At 67.1% G+C, this 21,255-nt stretch carries 20 protein-coding genes and 1 tRNA gene; 18 read left to right on the top strand and 3 right to left on the bottom strand.

The genetic code is table 11. The features are described 5' to 3' along the window. The first annotated feature begins 27 nt into the window (after positions 1-27). The 3 genes from ilvC (at position 28) to BHD05_RS15055 (ending at position 1,934) form a co-directional block, all read left to right on the top strand. A complete protein-coding gene (gene ilvC, locus BHD05_RS15065) occupies positions 28-1,053 on the top strand; it encodes a ketol-acid reductoisomerase (protein ID WP_161887153.1) in 1,026 nt (341 codons plus the stop codon). A 99-nt stretch (positions 1,054-1,152) separates the two neighbouring features. After that, a complete protein-coding gene (locus BHD05_RS15060; RefSeq protein WP_161887152.1) occupies positions 1,153-1,572 on the top strand; it encodes a hypothetical protein in 420 nt (139 codons plus the stop codon). Further along, on the top strand, positions 1,569-1,934 hold the full coding sequence (locus BHD05_RS15055; RefSeq protein ID WP_161887151.1) for a hypothetical protein: 366 nt from the start codon (positions 1,569-1,571) through the stop codon (positions 1,932-1,934). Before BHD05_RS15060 ends, BHD05_RS15055 begins: the two co-directional genes overlap by 4 nt. A 39-nt stretch (positions 1,935-1,973) precedes the next feature. Here the strand turns inward: BHD05_RS15055 and BHD05_RS15050 are convergent, their stop codons facing one another. Beyond that, positions 1,974-2,369, bottom strand: a complete 396-nt coding sequence (locus tag BHD05_RS15050; protein WP_161887150.1) for a DoxX family protein — start codon at positions 2,367-2,369, stop codon at positions 1,974-1,976. Between the two features lie 100 nt (positions 2,370-2,469). Here BHD05_RS15050 and serA point away from each other — a divergent pair, with 100 nt between their 5' ends. After that, entirely contained in the window at positions 2,470-4,065 is a 1,596-nt protein-coding gene (serA, locus tag BHD05_RS15045) for a phosphoglycerate dehydrogenase (protein WP_161887149.1), read from the top strand. 71 nt (positions 4,066-4,136) lie between these two features. On the opposite strand, the gene BHD05_RS15040 is transcribed toward serA, so the two are convergent. Next, positions 4,137-4,394 carry a DUF6458 family protein gene (locus BHD05_RS15040; protein WP_161887148.1) on the bottom strand — a complete coding sequence of 86 codons (258 nt, stop codon included), beginning with the start codon at positions 4,392-4,394 and terminating at the stop codon, positions 4,137-4,139. 167 nt (positions 4,395-4,561) lie between these two features. On the opposite strand from BHD05_RS15040, the gene BHD05_RS15035 reads away from it, so the two are divergent. From BHD05_RS15035 to BHD05_RS14995, 9 genes are all read left to right on the top strand, one after another. After that, positions 4,562-5,629 (top strand): 3-isopropylmalate dehydrogenase, encoded by a 1,068-nt coding sequence (locus tag BHD05_RS15035; RefSeq protein WP_161887147.1) that lies wholly within the window; start codon positions 4,562-4,564, stop codon positions 5,627-5,629. A 19-nt stretch (positions 5,630-5,648) separates the two neighbouring features. Next, positions 5,649-6,752 carry a branched-chain amino acid aminotransferase gene (locus BHD05_RS15030; RefSeq protein WP_161887146.1) on the top strand — a complete coding sequence of 368 codons (1,104 nt, stop codon included), beginning with the start codon at positions 5,649-5,651 and terminating at the stop codon, positions 6,750-6,752. A 150-nt stretch (positions 6,753-6,902) separates the two neighbouring features. Next, positions 6,903-7,670 carry a fumarylacetoacetate hydrolase family protein gene (locus tag BHD05_RS15025; RefSeq protein ID WP_161887145.1) on the top strand — a complete coding sequence of 256 codons (768 nt, stop codon included), beginning with the start codon at positions 6,903-6,905 and terminating at the stop codon, positions 7,668-7,670. Positions 7,671-8,294: 624 nt separating this feature from the next. Continuing rightward, positions 8,295-9,395, top strand: coding sequence for a YeiH family protein (locus tag BHD05_RS15020; protein ID WP_236966570.1), 1,101 nt, complete (start codon positions 8,295-8,297; stop codon positions 9,393-9,395). Positions 9,396-9,444: 49 nt separating this feature from the next. Next, positions 9,445-10,920, top strand: coding sequence for a glutamate--tRNA ligase (gene gltX / locus BHD05_RS15015; protein ID WP_161887144.1), 1,476 nt, complete (start codon positions 9,445-9,447; stop codon positions 10,918-10,920). After that, complete coding sequence (locus BHD05_RS15010) at positions 10,917-11,879, top strand: NAD(P)/FAD-dependent oxidoreductase (protein ID WP_161887143.1); 963 nt, start codon at positions 10,917-10,919, stop codon at positions 11,877-11,879. Before gltX ends, BHD05_RS15010 begins: the two co-directional genes overlap by 4 nt. Before the next feature lie 82 nt (positions 11,880-11,961). Beyond that, positions 11,962-12,033, top strand: a tRNA-Gln gene (locus tag BHD05_RS15005). Positions 12,034-12,228: 195 nt separating this feature from the next. After that, entirely contained in the window at positions 12,229-12,570 is a 342-nt protein-coding gene (locus tag BHD05_RS15000) for a helix-turn-helix transcriptional regulator (RefSeq protein WP_161887142.1), read from the top strand. Next, positions 12,557-13,789 carry a type II toxin-antitoxin system HipA family toxin gene (locus BHD05_RS14995; RefSeq protein WP_202614239.1) on the top strand — a complete coding sequence of 411 codons (1,233 nt, stop codon included), beginning with the start codon at positions 12,557-12,559 and terminating at the stop codon, positions 13,787-13,789. Before BHD05_RS15000 ends, BHD05_RS14995 begins: the two co-directional genes overlap by 14 nt. A 66-nt stretch (positions 13,790-13,855) precedes the next feature. On the opposite strand, the gene BHD05_RS14990 is transcribed toward BHD05_RS14995, so the two are convergent. Further along, positions 13,856-15,754 (bottom strand): BCCT family transporter, encoded by a 1,899-nt coding sequence (locus tag BHD05_RS14990; RefSeq protein WP_161887141.1) that lies wholly within the window; start codon positions 15,752-15,754, stop codon positions 13,856-13,858. A 221-nt stretch (positions 15,755-15,975) separates the two neighbouring features. Here BHD05_RS14990 and BHD05_RS14985 point away from each other — a divergent pair, with 221 nt between their 5' ends. The 5 genes from BHD05_RS14985 (at position 15,976) to BHD05_RS14965 (ending at position 21,212) form a co-directional block, all read left to right on the top strand. Continuing rightward, positions 15,976-16,671: a helix-turn-helix domain-containing protein gene (locus BHD05_RS14985; protein ID WP_236966569.1), complete on the top strand. Its 696-nt coding sequence runs from the start codon at positions 15,976-15,978 to the stop codon at positions 16,669-16,671. 154 nt (positions 16,672-16,825) lie between these two features. Then, entirely contained in the window at positions 16,826-17,605 is a 780-nt protein-coding gene (locus BHD05_RS14980; protein ID WP_161887139.1) for an SDR family NAD(P)-dependent oxidoreductase, read from the top strand. Between the two features lie 45 nt (positions 17,606-17,650). Further along, positions 17,651-19,183, top strand: coding sequence for a sugar ABC transporter ATP-binding protein (locus tag BHD05_RS14975; RefSeq protein WP_161887138.1), 1,533 nt, complete (start codon positions 17,651-17,653; stop codon positions 19,181-19,183). Further along, positions 19,180-20,196, top strand: coding sequence for an ABC transporter permease (locus BHD05_RS14970; protein WP_161887137.1), 1,017 nt, complete (start codon positions 19,180-19,182; stop codon positions 20,194-20,196). The genes BHD05_RS14975 and BHD05_RS14970 overlap by 4 nt, the downstream gene beginning before the upstream one ends. Continuing rightward, entirely contained in the window at positions 20,193-21,212 is a 1,020-nt protein-coding gene (locus BHD05_RS14965; protein WP_161887136.1) for an ABC transporter permease, read from the top strand. Before BHD05_RS14970 ends, BHD05_RS14965 begins: the two co-directional genes overlap by 4 nt. The last annotated feature ends 43 nt before the right edge of the window (positions 21,213-21,255 follow it).

The following is a 21,255-nucleotide window of genomic DNA, read 5'->3' as shown; positions in this document are numbered from 1 at the left end:
CACACCACCACCAAAGGAGAACCACCAGTGACCGAGATCGTTTACGACAAAGACGCTGACCTGTCGATCATCCAGGGTAAGAAGGTCGCCGTCATCGGCTACGGCTCGCAGGGTCACGCCCACGCGCTGAACCTTCGCGATTCGGGCGTCGACGTCGTCGTCGGGCTCAAGGAGGGCTCGAAGTCGATTGCCAAGGCCGAGGAGGCCGGCTTCACCGTGCTGCCCTCCGCAGAGGCCGCCGCCTGGGCCGACGTCATCGTCATCCTCGCGCCCGACCAGCACCAGCGCCACCTCTACGCCGACGACATCGCCGCGAACCTCGGCGAGGGCAAGGCCCTCGTCTTCGGCCACGGCTTCAACATCCGCTACGGCTACATCACCGCGCCCGCGGGCGTCGACGTGCTGCTCGTCGCCCCCAAGGGTCCGGGTCACACAGTGCGCCGCGAGTATGAGGCCGGCCGCGGCGTTCCCGTCATCGTCGCCGTCGAGCAGGATGCCTCGGGCTCGGCCTGGGAGCTCGCCTGGTCGTACTCGAAGGCGATCGGCGGCCTTCGCGCCGGCGGCATCAAGACCACCTTCACCGAAGAGACCGAGACCGACCTGTTCGGCGAGCAGGCCGTGCTCTGCGGTGGCACCTCGCAGCTCGTGCAGTACGGCTTCGAGACCCTCATCGAGGCGGGCTACCAGCCGGAGATCGCCTATTTCGAGGTGCTGCACGAGCTCAAGCTCATCGTCGACCTCATGTGGGAGGGCGGTATCGCCAAACAGCGCTGGAGCGTGTCCGACACGGCCGAGTACGGCGACTATGTCTCCGGCCCCCGCGTCATCGACCCGAGCGTCAAGGAGAACATGAAGGCCGTTCTCGCGGACATCCAGTCTGGTGCCTTCGCCGAGCGGTTCATCAAGGACCAGGATGCCGGCGGGCCCGAGTTCCTCGAGCTGCGCGAGAAGGGTGCCGCGCACCCCATCGAGGCGACCGGCCAGAAGCTGCGCGCCCTGTTCGCGTGGAAGCAAGCCGACGCCGACTACACGGACGGCTCCGCCGCCCGCTAAGGACGAGTCACGAACGGGGGAGAGGGCGCGGCGCACACCGCGCCCTCTCCTCGCGTTCGCTGTCCCTGCGGCAACGCCGCCGTCGGCCATACTTGATCAATGGCCTCCGACCGCGACGACGACGCCCTCACCTGGGGCGGCGAGTCCGACGACCCGAGCTACCTCGACGGCGCCGGGTCGACCGCGCCGGCAGACGTCGCGGAGTCGGAGCCGTCGGCGCCGGCATCCGCCACCGCGTCCGCGCTGCTGGTCGCGTACGGCATCTTCGGCGGTGTCTACCTGCTCTACCTGATCGGCTGGGTCATCTCGGTGCAGCGTGACACGTTCACTGCGTCGGGCCTCTTCTTCGAGATCATGTACCAGCTCGGCGAGTTCCTCGCGATCGTCTCGCCCGCCATCTGGTTCGGCCTCGTGCTTCTGCTCACCCGCGGCGGCCGGCCCGCGCTGCGCGTTGCCTGGCTTGTCGCCGGCATCGTGCTGCTCGCCCCCTGGCCGTTCATACTCGGGAGCGTGTCGTGACCGCCGCGAACCCGGATGCCGCCGTTCGACCGCGCTCCGTGCGCGTTGTGTTCCTCGCGGTCGCGATCGGCTTCGGGCTGCTCTACGCCTACGACCTGTTCGAGGCCATCTCCAACACCGTCGGCGTCGTGGCGCAGATTGGCGACTACAACGTGCTGGCCGAGGAGGTCGGGGCCAACGCCGCCACCGTGCCGTGGGCGATTCTGATCGCGAATATCGCGCTCGCGCCAGTGATGTATACCGCCGCGTTCCTCATCGGCCGAAGGCACTCGGTACCGACCGCCGCCCTCGTGTTCGTCGGCGGACTCGCCGTCATCGGCGCCCTGAGTCTGTCGCTCGTCGCGTTGCTCCCGTTGGCCTGAGCTTGTCGCTTGCCGCGTTGGCCTGGGCCACGGCGCAGGTCAGAGGGCGGCGAGCACGACCACGAGAATGAGCGCGAGCTGGGCGAAGTATCGCCGCCAGAACGGGATGGCGATCGCCCCGAACCGATCCGGATGCTCCGCCGCATAGGCGTTCGCCGGGAACACCGCGATCAGAAACAGCACGAGTCCGGCCGCCGCAGCGCCTCTCGTCGCGGGAACGAGCATCCCGATTCCGCCCGCGATCTCGCAGATACCGGTGAAATAGACCAGCGCGCGAGGGCTCAACAGGCCTGTGCCGCGCAGTCGCGGCGGGATCAGCCGAGCCATGGTTCTGGCTGGTCCGGGCAGGAAATGCGTTACACCCATCGAAACGAAGAGGAGGGCGAGCCCGCCGCGCGCGATCCACTGGGCGGTCTCGATCGCGGCATCCGGCATCTGTCCATCTTGCCTTCTATGGCACGCTCGGCACCGCAGCCGTGCGCCCGCGCCCTAAACTTAGCCCTGTATTTTACAGATCTACCAAAGGACTGCATTCGTGGCAAAGCCGATCGTGTTGATCGCCGAAGAACTTTCCCCCGCTACCGTCGAGGCCCTCGGCCCCGACTTCGACGTGAGGAATGTGGACGGCACCGACCGTCCCGCCCTGCTCGCGGCGCTCGTGGACGCGAGCGCGATCCTCATCAGGTCCGCGACCCAGCTCGACGCCGAGGCGCTCGCCGCCGGGACAAGGCTCAAGGTCATCGCCCGCGCCGGTGTCGGCCTCGACAACGTCGACATCAAGTCCGCGACGACTGCCGGCGTCATGGTCGTCAACGCCCCGACCTCGAACATCATCTCGGCCGCCGAGCTGACGGTCGGGCACATCCTCAGCCTCGCCCGGCACATCCCGCCGGCGCACGCTGCCCTCGCGGTCGGCCAGTGGAAGCGGTCGAAGTACACGGGCATCGAGCTGTACGAGAAGACGATCGGCATCATCGGCCTCGGCCGCATCGGCGCGCTCATCACCGCGCGGATGCAGTCGTTCGGAACGCGCGTCGTCGCCTACGACCCCTACGTCACGGCGGCTCGTGCCCAACAACTCGGTGTGACATTGCTGAGCTTCGACGAGCTGCTGCAGCAGTCCGACTTCATCACCATTCACATGCCGAAGACACCCGAGACGACGGGGATGATCTCCGACGCCCAGCTTGCCCTCATGAAGCCCACCGCGTTCATCGTCAACGTGGCCCGCGGCGGCCTCATCGACGAGGACGCGCTGCACCGCGCCCTCACCACCGGCGTTATCGCCGGCGCCGGACTCGACGTGTTCGTCCACGAGCCGCCGACCGACTCCCCGCTGCTCGCCCTCGACAACGTCATCGTCACCCCGCATCTGGGCGCATCCACCGACGAGGCGCAGGAGAAGGCCGGTGTCTCGGTCGCCAAGTCCGTGCGCCTCGCGCTCGCGGGCGAGCTCGTTCCGGATGCCGTGAACGTGGCCGGTGGAATCATCGACCCGACCGTGCGCCCCGGCATCCCTCTCATGGAGAAGCTCGGGCAGGTGTTCTCCGGTCTCGCCGAGCACAGCCCCATCACGAGCATCCACATTGAGGTGCGAGGCGAGATCGTCGCGCACGACGTCAGCGTGCTCAAGCTCGCGGCGCTCAAGGGCATCTTCACCAACGTCGTCGCCGAGTCGGTCTCGTACGTGAATGCGCCGCTGCTCGCCGAGCTGCGCGGTATCGACGTGCGCCTGATCACAGACAGCACGAGCGACGAGTACCGCAACCTGCTCACGATCCGCGGCGCACTCAGTAGCGGCTCTCAGATCTCGGTGTCGGGCACCCTCACCGGCACGAAGCAGATCGAGAAGATCGTCGAGATCAACGGCTACGACGTCGAGGTTCCGGTCGCAGAGCACCTCATCGTGATGCTCTACGCCGATCGCCCCGGCATCGTCGCGATCTACGGCCGCGAATTCGGCGAGGCCGGCATCAACATCGCCGGCATGCAGATCAGCAGGCGCGAGGCCGGCGGCCAGGCGCTCTCGGTGCTCACCGTCGACTCTCCGGCGCCGGCGGGGCTGCTGGAGTCGGTGCGCATCGCCATCGACGCCGACCTCATGCACGAGATCGATATCGTCACGACCTAGTCGTACGAACTGGTCAGACAACGAAAGAAGGGCCCGGCAAATTCGCCGGGCCCTTCTTCGTGGATTGCTCGTTAGACGAGCGGATCGGTGTCGCTGCGCGTCTCGCGCTGGGTGACCCGATCGGCGCCGCCGTTGTCGACCTGGCGAACGGTCGACACGCTCGAGCGCTTACGCATGACGAGCACGAGCGAGATGATGAACACGACGGCTCCAGCAGCCATCAGGATGTAGCCGACGAGGTCGAGGTTGATGACGCTTGTCTCGAAGTTCAACGCGAACGTCAAGATTGCGCCCACGACGAAGAGGAAGATTCCAGTTCCAATACCCATGTCTTGCGGTCCTTTCGGTCGCCCGTCCGAGCATGGATGCATGCCGATCCGGTGCGATGTGAAGACCCATTCTAACAAATCGGTAAAATTTCGCTCATAATTGGCCGGGAATTTGGTCGCTCGGGCGCCGGATCGGGTCGCCGTGTCCCCTCCGCTACTCTGAAACCATGCCCCGGAAAATCAATCTCGCCGTCATCGCCGGCGATGGTATCGGCCCCGAAGTGATTGCTGAAGCACTCAAGGTGCTACACGCCGCCGTTCCCGCCGACACCACGATCGACGTGACCCACTATCCCTTCGGAGCCGGGCACTACATCGCCACAGGGGAGATCCTCACCGCGGGCGGGCTGGAGGCGCTCGCGCAGCATGACGCCATCCTGCTTGGTGCGGTCGGCGGAGACCCGCGCGACCCCCGGCTCGCCGGCGGCATCATCGAGCGGGGTCTCTTGCTCGGCCTGCGCTTCGCTTTCGACCACTACGTGAACCTGCGGCCGACGACCCTCTTCCCTGGCGTCGCGTCACCGCTCGCGAAGCCCGGCAAGGTTGACTTCGTCGTTGTTCGCGAGGGCACCGAGGGGCCCTACGTGGGCAACGGCGGCGGCATCCGGGTGGGATCGCCGAATGAAGTTGCCAACGAGGTCAGCGTCAACACGGCATTCGGTGTCGAGCGCCTCGTGCGCTTCGCGTTCCGCACCGCCCAGGCCCGGCACGGGCGGCTCACTCTCGTGCACAAGACGAACGTTCTCGTGCACGCGGGGGGACTGTGGCAGCGAACGGTCGACGCTGTCGCCACCGAGTACCCGGACGTCACCGTCGACTACCTGCATGTCGACGCGGCGACGATCTTCCTCGTCACCAATCCGGCTAGGTTTGACACCATCGTCACGGACAACCTCTTTGGCGACATTCTGACCGACCTGGCCGGCGCGATCAGCGGTGGCATCGGGCTGGCGGCCTCGGGCAACATCAACCCCGACGGCGCCTTCCCCAGCATGTTCGAGCCGGTCCACGGATCGGCTCCCGACATCGCGGGCAGGGGAATCGCCGACCCGACTGCGGCGATCCTCTCGGTGGCCATGCTGCTCAGCCACCTCGGATTCACGGACGAGGCGGCGAGAATCGGAACTGCCGTGACGAATGACCTCGCTGGGCGGGGAACCGCCGGGCGCAGCACCACCGAGGTCGGCGACGCGATAGCCCATTCGCTTCGTGCCGCCGTTTCGACCACACACTGAACACCGACGAAGGACCATCATGACCATCGCGACAGGGTTTCCGCTCCCGTTTGACGTCACGCCGTCCGCCGCGCATCGCGCGGCCGCCGAGCGGGACGCGATCCTCGCCGACCCCGGGTTCGGCAAGCACTTCACCGACCACATGGTCGCGATCGACTGGACGATCGACGAGGGCTGGCACGACGCCAGGGTCATCCCGTACGGTCCGCTGCAGCTCGACCCCGCGGCATCCGTGCTGCACTACGCCCAGGAGATTTTCGAAGGACTCAAGGCCTACCGGCACGCGGACGGCTCAATCTGGTCGTTCCGCCCCGAGGCCAACGCCGCGCGCCTGCAGCGCTCGGCGAGGCGCCTGGCGCTCCCGCTGCTGCCCGAGGCCGACTTCGTCGAGTCGCTCCGCCAGATCGTCGCCGCCGACGGCGCCTGGGTGCCGTCGGCGCCAGAGACGAGCCTCTACCTGCGCCCGTTCATGTTCGCGACCGAGAGCTTCCTTGGGGTTCGGGCTGCGCAGGAGGTCGGCTACTTCGTCATTGCCTCTCCGGCCGGCGCCTACTTCGCCAGCGGCGTGCAGCCGGTGTCGATTTGGCTCTCGACGAACTACTCCCGCGCGGGCAAGGGCGGAACGGGCGCCGCGAAGACCGGTGGCAACTACGCCTCGTCGCTGCTGCCCCAGGCTGAAGCGTACGAGCATGGCTGCGCGCAGGTGCTGTTCCTCGACTCGGTGAGCGGCGAGTACATCGAGGAGCTCGGCGGCATGAACGTCGTGCTCGTCTACAAGGACGGCACGCTCGTGACCCCACAGTCCGACAGCATCCTCGAGGGGATCACGAGGGACAGCATCCTGCAGCTCGCGCAGGACCGCGGGCACACGGTCGAACGCCGCCGGGTGCGGCTGTCGGAGTGGGCCGACGGCGTCGCGAGCGGCGACATCGCCGAGGTCTTCGCATGCGGCACGGCCGCAGTGGTGACGCCGATCGCGCGCCTGGTCGGGGAGGGCATCGAGATTGGATCGGCGGATGCTGCGCCGGGTGAGCTGACCCTGTCGCTGCGCCAGGAGCTCACCGACATCCAGTACGGGCGCGCCGAGGACCGCCACGGCTGGATGACGCGCCTCGACGCCTGAGCGTCGCGGCGCCCTCCGCACGGTGTCAGCGCCCGTTTGTGACAATTGCGCCCGGTCGTGCGGACGCCGACGCTACGTGCGGGCGCAGACACCGCGGGTCGCGGCACGCGGTGCGGAACCGGCGGTCCGAACGGGGCTAGGCTCGAAACCGTGAAAATCGCGCGTTTCAGCTCTGGTGGAGATCCTCGTTACGGAATCGTCGACGACGACGACCTTGTAGTCCTCGCCGGAGACCCCATGTTCAGCGGCTTCGACACGACCGGCGAGCGCATCCCGCTCGCCGATGTGAAGCTCCTCGCCCCCGTCATCCCGCGGTCGAAGGTCATCTGTGTCGGCCTCAACTACGCCGACCACAAGGCCGACATGGGCGACGTCGGGCCGAAGAACCCCCTCATCTTTCTGAAGCCCAACACGGCGGTCGTCGGCCCCGGCGATACGATCGTCATCCCGCCGGTCGACGGGCGCATCGTGCACGAGGGCGAGCTCGTCATCGTGATCGGCAAGATCGGCAAACAGATCGCGGCGGCCGACTACGCCGACTACATCTTCGGCTACACGATCGGCAACGACGTGTCGGCGCGCGACGTGATGTTTGCGGACGGCCAGTGGGCCAGGGCCAAGGGCTATGACACCTTCGCACCGATCGGTCCGTGGATTGAGACCGACATCGACGCGCAGAACCTCGCCATCACGACGTTCGTCGACGGCGAGCCGCGCCGGGTCGGCACGACCTCTGACATGATCCACAAGATCCCTGAGATTATCGAGTTCTGCTCGGATGTCTGGACGCTGCTGCCCGGCGACATCATCATGACGGGCACCCCGGCGGGCCTTGGTGGGTTCGTCGATGGCCAGACTGTCGACATCACGATCGAGGGAATCGGCACCCTGTCGAATCCCGCGCGCAACCGCGCCTGAGTCGCGGCCCCGTGACGGCGGCGCGCTGATGGGGCCATCCGTGTTCGGCGACGTATCCGAGGAGTTTCGGCGACACGCCGTGTTGCGCGGCCCCACAGGTCGGCGTGGCGCCGGATCTCCTGCGTTACGTGTTCGGTCGTCGGCCGTGGGTGGCGGATCTCGTGCGTTGCGTACGCGGTGCGGGAGGGCGGATGTTGTCGTTCGACTGCCTGTCTGTCGGGCTGATGGGTGCCTGCCGGCATCTACGGTGCTGGTCCCGGCTTCGTCGGTCCGGGTGTCGCTCTCGGCCTCGTCGCGGCGCGACGTAACCGAGGAGTTGGTGCGACACGCGGTGTCGCGCGGCCCCACAGGTCGGCGTGGCGCCGGATCTCCTGCGTTACGTGTTCCGCGGTCGCTGGCATCCGCGGTCGCGGTCGCGGTCTCGGTGTCGCTCTCGGCCTCGGTCTCGTCGCTGGGCGACGTAACCGAGGAGTTGGTGCGCCACGCCGTGTCGCGCGGCCACCCAGGTCGGCGTGGCGCCGGATCTCCTGCGTTACGTGTTCCGCGGTCGGCCCGTGGCGCCGGATCTCCTGCGTTACGTGTTCGGCGGCGCGGGCGAGCGGATGCTGTGATGCGGGTGGCTGGGTGGCTCGCGTGACCGGCGCCGGAGTGAGAGCCCTCCTGCCGGGGCTCGCGACGGCGGCATCCGCTGTGCTCGTCGCGTGGATGCTGCACCTCGGGCTTCCCTGGCTGCCGATGCTCACCGCGGCTGTCGTGCTCGGCATCGTCGTCGGGCAGCTGCCGTGGTTCGCCCCGGCGCTCGACCACGCGCTGAAGCCCGGAATCCGCTTCTCGGCCAAGACGCTCATGCGCGCGGGCGTCGTGCTGCTCGGGCTGAAGCTCAGCCTCGGCGACATCGCGGGGCTTGGAGCCGTGGCGATCCTGGCGATCGTCGCCCTCGTGATCGTGACCTTCTTCGGAACCTGGGCTCTCGGCATCCTGATGCGCCTGCCGGGCAGTGAGCCGCTGCTGGTCGCGGCCGGCTTCTCGATCTGCGGCGCCTCCGCGATCGGGGCGATGAGCGCGGCGACCCGCAGCAAGCCGGAGGAGCAGGCCACACCGGTCGCCCTCGTCACCCTTTGCGGAACCCTCGCGATCGCCGTGCTCCCGGCGCTGCAGGCGCCTCTCGGACTGTCCAACGCCGACTTCGGGCACTGGGTCGGAGCGAGCGTGCACGACGTTGGGCAGGTCGTCGCCACCGCGCAGACGGCCGGATCCGCGGCGCTCGCGATCGCCGTCGTGGTCAAGCTCACCCGCGTGCTGATGCTCGCGCCGATGGTGACGGTCGCCTCGGTGGCCGTGCGCCGCCGGGAGGCGGCCTCCGCAGCATCCGCCCGAGCATCCGCCCAGGCCGCCGCAGCATCCACCCCCGGCACCGCTCCGGGAGCCACCCCCGCGGCGAATTCGGACGACCGCGCACAGCCCGCCGCACGCATCCCCGTGATCCCGCTGTTCGTGCTCGGCTTCCTCGCCGCGGTGCTGCTGAACTCCGTCGTGTCCCTGCCGGAGCCCATGCTCGCGGGCGCGGATGCCGTGCAGACGGTGCTGCTCGCCGCCGCACTGTTCGCCCTCGGAACGAGCGTGCGCATCCGCTCCCTGGTCCGCACCGGCTGGCGCGCACTCATCGTCGGGCTCTCCTCCTGGCTGCTCATCGCGGTGCTCGCCTATGCAGCGGTGTGGCTCTGACCCAGCGCCCAGCAGCGGCACCCGGCACGCCGATAGAATCGGGAGTAATATGCCTGCTTCCTTCACCTCCGCATCCGGTAGCGACGTTCGCGTGCGCTTCTGCCCGTCGCCGACCGGAACCCCGCACGTCGGGCTCATCCGCACGGCCCTGTTCAACTGGGCCTACGCGCGCCACACCGGCGGCAAGCTGATCTTCCGCATCGAGGACACGGATGCCGCGCGCGACAGCGAGGAGAGCTACGGGCAGCTGCTCGAGGCGATGAGCTGGCTCGCGCTCGACTGGGACGAGGGCGTCGACGTCGGCGGTCCGCACGGCCCCTACCGGCAGTCGCTGCGCACGGGCATCTACCGCGACATCATCGAGCAGCTGCGCGCGAGCGGGCACCTCTACGAGAGCTTCGCGACGGGCGAGGAGATCGAGGCGCGCAACATCGCCGCCGGCCGCGACCCCAAGCAGGGGTACGACAACTTCGAGCGCGACCTGACCGACGAGCAGCGCGCCGCCCACTTGGAGGAGGGCCGCGTTCCCGCGCTCCGGCTGCGCGTGCCCGACACCGAGCTGTCGTTCGACGACCTCGTGCGCGGCCCGATCACGTTCCCGGTCGGCAGCTTCACCGACTTCGTCGTCGTCCGCCCCAATGGCGCCCCGCTCTACACGTTCGTGAACCCGGTCGACGACGCGCTCATGGGCATCACCCACGTGCTGCGCGGCGAGGACCTGCTCTCGTCCACACCGCGGCAGATCGCGCTGTACCACGCGCTCATCGAGATCGGCGTGGCCACGGCGATCCCGCGCTTCGGACACCTGCCCTACGTGATGGGGGAGGGCAACAAGAAGCTCAGCAAGCGCGACCCGGAGTCGAACCTGTTCCTGCACCGAGACCGCGGCTTCCTGCCCGAGGGGCTGCTCAACTACCTCTCGCTGCTCGGCTGGTCGCTCACCCACGACCGCGACGTGTTCACGACCGAGGAGATGATCGCGGCATTCGACGTCACCGATGTGAACCCGAACCCGGCCCGATTCGACCTCAAGAAGGCCGAGTCGATCAACGGCGACCACATTCGGATGCTGCCGGTCGACGAGTTCGCTCGGCGCCTCGCCCCCTACCTCGGTGAGCTCGTCTCGCTGCCGGAGGACGAGCCGATGCTTCGCGCCGCCGCCCCGCTCGTGCAGGAGCGCATGCAGCTGCTCGGCGAGGCGCCGGGGCTGCTTGCCTTCCTGTTCACCGCAGATGACGAGATCGCCTGGGATGCCGACGCGCTACCCAAGGCGGACGCCCGCCCCACCCTCGACGCCGCGCTCGCCGCGCTGAGCGCGCTCGAGGACTGGACGACGGAGACGACGGAGGATGCCCTGCGCACCGCCCTGATCGACGGCCTCGGCCTCAAGCCACGAATCGCCTTCGGGCCGGTGCGCTCGGCGATCTCGGGTCGCCGGATCAGCCCGCCGCTGTTCGAGTCGATGGAGCTGCTCGGCAAGGCGTCGACGATCGCCCGCATCGAGAGGCTCGCGGCGACCCTATGACCCGCGACACCGTGCCCGAGACGACCGATGGGCTGTACGACGTCGCCGTGATTGGCGCGGGCCCCGGCGGTCTCAGCGCGGCGCTGAACCTCGTGCGCGCGCGTCGCCGCACGATTGTGCTCGACGGCAACCGGCCCCGCAACGCCGCGACCTTCCACTCCCACGGCTTCATCACGCGCGACGGCGTCTCGCCGCTCGAGCTGCGCGGCCTCGCGCGCGAGGAGCTGAAGGAGTACCCGAACTACGAGTACCACCAAACGATGGTGGCGTCGGTCGCGCAGACCGACGAGGGGTTCCTCGTCGCCACGAAGGGACCGGGCTTCACCACAACCGAGTTCCGCGCCCGCACCATCGTGATCGCGACGGGCGTCAGCGAACTCATGCCGGCGCTGCCTACGCTGCGGGCGTTCTACGGCACCAGCATCCACAGCTGCATCGAGTGCGACGGGTACGAGGAGCGCGACAAGGCCATTGCCATCCTCGGCGACACCGATGACCTCGCCGAGCGGGCGATCCTCGCCTCCCAGTGGAGCAGCGACGTCATCGTCTTCGCCGGCGCCACCGGAGGCGTCACCGACGACGAGGAGTCGGAGCTCGCCGCGCGCGGCATCCGGGTCGACCGTCGTACGGTCGTCGATGTCGTCGGCGACCGTACCGGGCTCACCGGCATCCTGCTCGACGACGGCGAGACCGTCGCCCGCGACGCCGCCTTCGTGCGGCCCATCTACGAACCCCGGCTCGGCTACCTCGAGAGCCTCGGCCTTGTTCGGGCAGGCGACGGCTATCTTGCCGTGGATGCCGAGGGGCGCACGTCCCTGACCGGCGTCTACGCCGCCGGCGACTCGGCCTCGCCCGGGCCACGCCAGCTCATCGTCGCGGCGGGCCAGGGGGCGAGGGTCGCCTCGGCGCTCAACCGGGACCTGCTCTCGGTGAGACCGGCCGTCACCGTGACGGGCTGAGCGTGTGGATGCACGGTCGAGTTCGAAGTAGCTCCCCGCGTAGGCTAAAGTAGGGAGTCGGCCCGGCTTCGGCAGGGCCCTGTGGGGTGTGGTGTAATTGGCAACACGGAAGATTCTGATTCTTTTGTTCTTGGTTCGAGTCCAGGCACCCCAGCACTTTTCGCCCTTTTGGCCGCTGATCTGGCCGAAGTAGCTGGCATCCTCGGCTGGCGCTGACATCAGGGCGCTCGCACCAGCCTTCACGGCGCTGCGCCGACGCAGCGCCCCGAAAACCGCGACCCGCCGCGCATTGAACAGATATGATAAAACATATCTAGCATTGGGCTAGACCAAGTATATCGGGGTTGCGATGACCAAACGTAGCGTGCCGCTGCGGCCGCATGTCCAAGACGCGCTCACTGTTTGGGGACAGCTCATTCGTCTGGCCCGGGCCGACCGCGGATGGACTGCAAAGGAACTGGCTGGCCGGGCTAACGTATCTGAGCAGACGGTGCTGGCAGCCGAGGCGGGAGGCCGAGGCACTGCCGTCGGCACCATGATGGACCTCGCCGACCTTGTCGGCGTGCCAATCTTCGGCATCGAGGACCGCTCGGAACTCGCTATCCGCCGCCAGCGCGGGGAGGAGATGCTCGCGCTCATCCCCAGTCGGGTCTACCGCCCAAAGCAGGGAGCTGTCGATGACGACTTCTGAGCGACTCTTCGTCTGGATATGGCTACCGGGGGCAACAGAGCCCGTCGTCGTCGGGGCGGTCACCCAAGAGGGCTCGCTGGTCTCTTTCACGTACGGGCAGAGCTATCTGGCACGACCCGACCGCATCAGCCTTTACACGCCTGAGCTACCGCTCAAGGCAGGGAGGCACGAGCCCGGCGATGGCCTGAACATCGCTGGTGCACTCCGGGACGGTAGCCCAGACCGCTGGGGTCGCGGTGTCATCGAACGTCGGCGCGATGCCGCGCCCAACTCGCTCAGCGAGGTCGACTACATGCTGAGCTCGGGCTCAAACCGCTTCGGCGCGCTTGATTTCCAGCGCAGCCGCGATGCGTACGCAGCCCGAGACGACTCGGCGACTCTCGACGAGCTGCACAGCGCAGCCATCATTCTCGACGAAGGCCGCGAACTCTCGGCAGGCCTCGACGCGGCCCTGCTCCATGGGACCAGTCTGGGCGGTGCCCGACCGAAGGCCACGTTGACGGGCCCCGATGGGAGCGAATGGCTCGCAAAGTTTGCTTCGTCGGATGACCGGGTATTCGCTGCCGTCAACGCGGAGGGGGCGATGCTTGAGCTCGCTCGCCGCGCAGGTATGGATGTGCCGGAGAGCCGAGTCGTTTCCTCGCTCGGCAAAGAGGTGCTCCTCGTCCGCCGTTTCGATCGAGACGGAGGGACCCGCCGTCACGTTGTTTCCGGTCTCACAATGTCGACGACCGATCAGATGTACGCGCGATACGTGTCGTACCCGCAGATTCTCGACGTGCTGCGACAGTACGCCGCTGATCCCGCGCAGCCCGGCCCGGAACTGTTCCGACGCATCGCCATGAACATTGCCATTAGCAACAACGACGACCACGCCCGCAACCACGCAGCATTCTGGAACGGCCAGACACTGACGCTGACACCGGCTTACGACCTCACACCCGGCCAGCGCTCGGGAGATAGCTTCCGTCAGGCGATGGCTTACGGGCGGGACCAGGGTGGGGCGCCGGGCGAGAAGAAATCGAACTTCGCCGCGCTGGTCGCCGAATCCGAGACCTATGGACTGTCGGGCTCAGCAGCCCGTGATGTCGTCGACCAGCTCGTGGCGAGCATCGAGGACAACTGGGACGATGCAGCGGACGCCGCGCGTCTGTCGGCTGCCGACAAGCAGAAGCTCAGGGAGAAGCAGGTGCTGCCGAGGGCGGCATTCTTCGACTAAAGCCGCCAACCGCAGCCGCAGGCACTCCTGCCGCGTCAGGCTGGCGGAGCGGCCCGAACGGGATCGCTAGGCCGGGCCACCGCCCACCGGACCGCCACGCCCTGGCACCTCCTGCACATCCTGCGAGGAGAGAGGGTCGCGGTCGACGACCTCGTCGACATCGTCGGTGGATACGCCGTCCGGCTCTCCGCCCTCCGCAAGCAACGCGCGTTCTGAGGCGTGCGGGGGCAGACCGGAGTCTCCGTGGAGGCCGTCGGCTGCCGTATCAGCGGTCGGTGCCGCATCCACTGCCGGGGACGGGTACGGGGACGGCTTCGGGAAGCCGAGGCGGTGCAGCATCCGCGCCCAGCGCGGCGTCGCGTCGAGGATGCCTCGATCGGACTGATCCTCTACCTCAAGGCCGTAGAAGTCGCCGATGTGGTCGACGAGCTGCGCCCGACGCGCACGGTCGTAGGCGCTGCGCTCGCGACTGAACGCGATGAAGGTCGACCAGCAGATGAGGAGCATCACCACGCTGAAGGGGAGCGCGATGATGATGGCCGCAGTCTGCAAGGCCAGCAGGCCGCCCGAGAGCAGCAGGGAGATTGCGAGCGCCGCGGTGATGAGCGTGAAGAACGTGCGCACGCGCTTCTTCGGGTTGATCTGGCCGCCCGTCGCGATCATGCCCATGACGAGTGCGCCGGAATCCGACGAGGTGACGAAGAAGATCGTGATGAGCAGGATCACGCCGATCGTGAGTACCGGCGTGCCCGGAATGTAGGCGAGCATCTCGAACAGAGCCCCCGCAACGTCGATGCTCCCGTCAGAAGCGACGAGGCTGCCCTCGCCGCTCAGCTCGAGGGCCAGCGCCGTTCCACCGAGCACGCTGAACCACAGGATGCCGATCAGCGTCGGCACGAGGATCACGCCCGCTACGAACTGGCGAACAGTTCGCCCCTTCGAGATGCGCGCGATGAAGATGCCCACGAACGGGGCCCACGAGATCCACCAGCCCCAGTAGAACGAAGTCCAGGATGCCTGCCACGATTCACCGGCCTCCCCGGTGAACGCATTCACGTTGAAGGAGAGGCTCACGAAGTTCTGAATGTAGGCACCGATGGACTGCACGAACTCGCGCAACAGGAAGGTCGTCGGCCCGAAGGCGATCAGGTACAACACGAGCAGGCCAGCGAGAGCGAGGTTGATGCTCGAGAGCCACTTCATGCCTTTTGTCACTCCGGAGAGCACGGAGAGCAGCACGAAGAACGAGATAATCACGATGATCATCACCTGAGAGCCCTGACCCGGCTCCACCAGGTTCGCGGCGTCGAGGCCAGCGCTGATCTGCAGCACACCCAGGCCCAGCGATGTCGCGACGCCGAACAGGGTGCCCACGAGGGCGACCACGTCGATCGTGTTGCCCAAGCCGCCCTGCACCCGTTTGCCGAGCAGAGGCTCTAGCGCCCAGCGAATCGAGATGGGGCGCTTTCGGCGGTGGATGGCGTAGGCCAGCGCGAGCCCGACGATCACATAAATCGACCACGCGTGCACACCCCAGTGCAGGTAGGTCTGACTCAGCGCCTGCTGGGCGATTTGGGAGGGCGTGCCGCTCACTCCCGGTCGCGGGTTCGCGAAGTGGCTGAGCGGCTCGCTGACCCCATAGAACACGAGACCGATGCCCATGCCCGCTGCGAAGAGCAGCGAAAACCAGGCCGGCAGTGAGAACTCGGGCTTGTCGTCGTCCCGGCCGAGCTTGATATCGCCGAATCGGCTGAAACCGAGAAACAGGCTGAATGCCACAAAGAACGCCGAGATCAAGACGTAGTACCAGTTGAACGTGTTGACGATGCCGGACTGAATCGCCCCGAACATCGTCTCGGCGGCACCGGGCGCAACCAGGGCAAACGTGACGAACACGGTCACGATCGCGGCGGCGGGCCAGAATACCCAGCGGTTGACTATCGATTGTTTCGTCTGCTCGGGCATCCCCTCAGGGTACTCCGCGGTGGAGCGGCGGTGGGGTGTCGCTCGCAGCGCGCACGGCAGCAGCGCCGATTCGAATGCCCGGCGCGCACCGCCGGGGTCGAAGTCAACGGCGTCGTCAAACTCTCCCGTGCTGTTCTGTGTCGGGATACACTCGGTGTGTTGTCGGGGTTCTCTGATGACGGGCGGACCCACGGCATCGGTCGAGGATGAGGGAGAATTCGGTGAACGAGTCTGAAGCCGCGTCCGAATGGCTCACCGTGGGGGAGCGCATCCGCGCCTCGCGGGAGGCCGCAGGCATGAGCATTCGCGAGCTCGGGCGCCGCATCGACGTCTCGGCGAGCCACGTCTCCCAGGTCGAGCGGGGGCTGGCCGCCTTCAGCGTTCGCGCGCTCTACAACGTCGTGAGTGCGCTGGGTATCTCGATGGACAGCCTCTTCGAGGAGGCCGTGACGACCGACGGTGAGCGGATCGTGCCGCTCGAGGAGGCCGTCGCGACGGCGCAGAACACGCCGCTCGACGAGGCGGGCATTGTGCTGCGCGGCAACGCCCGCCCGGCGATCCGTCTCAAGTCCGGCCCGCGCTGGGAGCGCCTCACCCCGCGCGCCGAGGACGGCGCCGAGTTCATCGAGGTGGTCTACGACTCCGCGCCCGGGGCCCAGCCGCCGGAGGACTTCATCCGCCACGGCGGGCGCGAGTACGGCGTCATCGTCTCGGGAACGCTCAATGCACAGGTGGGATTCAGCCAGGCACAGATGCAGGTCGGCGACTCGATCGCCTTCGATTCGAGCATCCCGCATCGCTTTTGGAACAGCGGGGCCGAGCCAGTCAGGGCGGTCTGGTTCGTTCTCGACGAGAGAACAGACTCCGTCGCTCCCAGTGTCGCGGCGAGCTCGGCTGAGCGGCATTCCGGCTTCTGACGCCGCGGCCGCTCGAGGTTCTGCCCGTCGACCGACAGTGTTCTCTCGGGAATTACAAAGGTCTTGCTTTCCATTGGATCCAACCGCTAGTGTGGTCCACAGGTTTACACCGCACGTGTAACCCATTCCGCACAACCAATGGAGGTTGACAGTCGTGGCTGATCTCACAGGCAAGGTAATTCTCGTGACCGGGGGAGGTTCCGGCATCGGAGCCGGTATCGCGAAGGTGGTTGCCGAACATGGCGCGCAGGTCGTCATCACCGACATTCGGCTCGAGGCCGCCGAGACCATTGCGACGGAGATCACGTCGGCCGGCGGACTCGCCCTCGGCCTCCAGCACGACGTCACGAGCGGCGATTCCAGCCGCGGTGTCGTGGCGGATGCGACGAAGCGCTTCGGCCGGGTCGATGGACTCGTGAACAACGCCGGCATTTCGAACCGCGTTCCGTTCAACGAGATGGACGAGGACGAGTGGAACCGCGTCATCAATGTGAACCTCAACGGTGTCTTCCACACCACCAGGGCGGTCGTCGACCAGATGATCGAACGCCGCTCCGGACGCATCGTCTCGAACGCCTCCTTCGTGGGGCTCCGCGGCATCCCGCTGTTCAGCCACTACTGTGCGAGCAAATTCGGTGTGATGGGTCTCACCCAGTCGCTCGCCGTTGAGCTCGCCCCCTACGACATCACGGTGAACGCAGTTCTGCCCGGCGTCGTGCGCACGCCGCTCTGGGAGCCGATGCTCGACAAGGCTGCGGCGGCCGATGGCATCACTCGGGAGGAGGCGTGGGCGGGCGCGATCGCGCCGATTCCGCTCGGCCGCCCCCAGGAGCCGGATGACATCGGCGAGGCCGTCGCCTTCCTGCTGTCGGACAAGGCACGCAACATCACGGGCGCATCGATGAACGTCACCGGCGGGCAGCTACTCCACTAGCCCCCGCTCAGTCCGGTCTCACCTGCGGCAAAGGAGCCCAGCACCATGAGTACATCACCAGAGACTCGTACGACTCGAAAGACGGTCATCGAGGCGCACGATATCGTGAAGCGGTTCGGCGGCGCAGTCGCCGTCGACCACGTCAGCATCTCCGTCGGCGCGGGCGAGATCCATGCCGTGGTGGGGGAGAACGGCGCAGGAAAGTCCACGCTGATGCGCATCCTCGCCGGCATCCTGACCCCAGACAACGGCGGGGTCAGCGTCGATGGCGCGGTGCTCGAGCCGGGGGCGAAGGCCTCCCTCGAGGCCGGGATCGCACTCGTGCACCAGGAGCTCAGCCTCATCCCGGAGATGACGGTCGCCGAGAATATTCTTCTCGGGGCGACCCCGACGAAATTCGGCGTGATCGACTCCGCGCGCCAGCGGAAGATCGCCGAGGATGCTCTCGACCAGATCGGTGTCTCGGTCGACCTCAACGAGCGCGTCTCCCGGCTCTCGGTGGCGCTGCGCCAGTTCGTCGAGATTGCCAGAGCGGTGGCCCGCAGCCCGCGGGTGCTCATCCTCGACGAACCGACCGCGACCCTGACCCCGGCCGAGACCGACTACCTGCTCAACATGCTGCAGCGACTGGCAGCCAAGGGACTCGCGATCATCTACATCTCGCACCGGATTCCCGAGGTCTTCCGTATTTGCGAACGCGCGACCATTCTGCGCGACGGTAAGGTCGTCGATAACCTGATTATCGCCGAGACCACGCCGAACGCGGTGATCGACAAGATGGTCGGCCGGGAGCTCAAGCTCGACCTGCAGACCCGCCGCGTCGCGAACCCGGGGGCCGTCGTGCTCTCCGCTCGCGGCATCAGGGCGTTCCGGGTCAACGGCATTGATCTCGACGTGCGCGCGGGGGAGATCGTCGGCATAGGCGGACTTGTCGGGGCGGGACGCAGCGAGCTCGTGCGGGCGATCATCGGGGTGGACCCCCGAACGGCCGGCACGGCCACGATCACCGTCGACGGCCAGACCAAGAATATCCAGGGCTACGGGAGCGCGGTGCGGGCCGGCATCGGGTTCATCCCCGAAGAGCGCCGAACCGAGGGGCTCGCGCTCGAGATGAGCGTCGCCGACAACATCACACTGCCCAACCGTGCCTTCCTCTCGAAGGGAGGGTTCCTTCAGCGCGGGAAGATCACCGAGTTTGCCACCCGGCTTGCGGCCGAGGTGGGACTGAGGCCGCCCGAGGTGGGGCGCGACGCAGGCCAGTACAGCGGCGGCAACCAGCAGAAGGTCGTGATCGCGAAGTGGCTCGGCCGTGAGCCGAAGCTCATCGTGCTCGACGAACCCACCCGCGGGGTCGATGTCGGCGCCAAGGCCGAGATCCACCGGCTGCTGCGCGGGCTCGCCGACGGAGGGACCGCGGTGCTGGTGATCAGCTCCGACCTTCCCGAGCTCCTCGAACTGTCCGACGTCATCCATGTCGTGAGAGACGGACGCATTATGGGCACGCTCTCGCCCGACGAAGCAAACGAACGGTCGGTCATGGCATTGGCCGCGGGAGAAAAGGTGGCGAGTTCCTCATGACCGAGTCCGGAACGCAACTGAAGGCGGCACCCCCAAACGGTGCGCCCGTCGAAGGAATCGTGAAGCGGCAGGGCAGCGTGATCACGTGGATCGCCAGTCGTGGCATCTTCATCTTCACAGGGGTCCTGCTGGTCTTCTCGGTTATCTTCGTGAACGGGTTCGCCAGCTCGGTGAACATCATCGACGTGTTCCACCGAGCCTCGGCCATCGGAATCGTCGCCATCGGCATGACGTTCGTGGTGATCAGCGCCAACTACATCGACCTTTCGGTCGTCGCGCAGGTCGCCACCGCGGGCGTGATCCTTCTGGCGCTGAGTCCTACCTACGGGGTGGTCGGGGCGATGGCGATTGCCCTGTTCTTCGCGCTGCTGTACGGCGTGGTGAACGGCGTCTCGGTCGGTTTCCTCAAGGCGAACGCGGTGGTGGTCACCCTCGGCACCACCGGGATCGGCGCCGGCATCCTGAGCCTGCTCACGACCGGCACCATCTATTACGGTCCGGAGAACGGACCGATTGACGCCTTCGGCGACGCCAGGGTGGGACCGTTCCCGCTCAGCGCCTTTGTGCTCATCGTTGTCGCCGTCATCGCGAGCATCGTGCTCTCGCGCACCAAGTTCGGGTTCATGATCCGCTCCTACGGCTCGAACAAGCAGGCCACGCGGCTCGCCGGGGTGAACAGCGGTGGAGTCGTCGTCGGCGCCTTCGTGCTTACCTCGATCGCCGCGATGATCGCCGGATTCGTGCTCGCGGCCTACTCCAACACCGCAGTGGCGACGATGAGCGAGGGCTTCGACTTCCGGGCACTCGCCGCCGTGATCATCGGTGGCAACAGCCTGTTCGGTGGACGCGGCAGCATCCTGCGCACCTTCCTGGGCGTCATCTTCATCAGCGTGCTGTCGAACATCCTGGTCCTCTCCGGGTTCTCCTTCGCCTGGCAACAACTGGTCACCGGCGCCGTCATCGTCTTCGCGGTGGCGCTGGACGCCCTGGCACGAAAGGCAGAAAAGCGATGAGTACCATCATGAAGCTGCAGGAAACGCAGACCGGCACCTGGAACCGGGTGAAGAACGCGGTCGCCCGCCGCACCGAGGGCAGGGCCGTCATCCTGCTCATCCTCGTGGTCGGCGTCATCGCCGTGCAGCAGCCGATCGTCTTCAACGCCTACGGTGTCAGCCTCGCCCGGGTCGCGCTCGTCGGCCTCGTCGCGCTGGGACTTACCCTCGTGGTACTTCAGGGTGAACTCGACCTGAGCGTCGGCAGCACCCTCGCGCTCACCGGCGTGGTCGTCGCATCCATCCCCGATCTTGGCCTCGGCATCATCGCCGGCCTCGTCACGGGCGTGGCGATAGGAGCTCTCAACGCGTTCCTGATCGTGGTGGTCGGGGTGAACTCGTTCATCGCGACCCTCGGCACGCTCTTCGCCCTCCGCGGACTCGCGTTCGTGATGAGCGATGGGCGACCGGTGAGGATCACGGACATCGACTCGGCGCTCGTCTTCGGCCGGGAGTTGCTCGGGCCGATCACCCCACGCGTTCTCATCTTCATCCTGCTGTTCGTCATGCTGCAGTTCTTCATCTCGAAGATGCGCGCAGGCCGCGAGTTCTACGCTGTCGGCGGCAACCGGCAGGCAGCAATTGATGCCGGTATCCCGGTCAAGCTGCGCCTGTTCACCTCCTTCATGCTGTGCGGGTTCGTGGCGGCGCTCGCCGGCGTCATCAACACGCTCGAGCTGACCGCAGCGGATCCCACGGCGGGGTCCACGGTGCTACTGGCGAGTTTCGCCGCCGTCATCATCGGCGGCAACCTGCTCAACGGCGGCCGAGGGTCACTCGTCGGAACCCTGATCGGCGCCTTCGCCCTCGGCCTCATGCAGGTGGGGCTCACCTTCGCCGGAGCGGACCGCGAGGTGCAGGACGTGCTCATCGGCATCGTGCTGCTCGTGGCCATCACGACCGACCCCAACAATCTTCGTGCTCTCTCCAGGCGCCTCCAGGGGCTCGTGCGAGGAAAAACGAACCAGCAGGCGTAGCCCTGCACCCCAGTCACCACCCGGGTGACGAATCACAGAAGCG

This window comes from Marisediminicola antarctica, assembly GCF_009930795.1.
Lineage (GTDB): Bacteria > Actinomycetota > Actinomycetes > Actinomycetales > Microbacteriaceae > Marisediminicola > Marisediminicola antarctica.
Note: the sequence above shows the minus strand (reverse complement) of the source record. Positions and strands in the feature narration are given on the sequence as shown.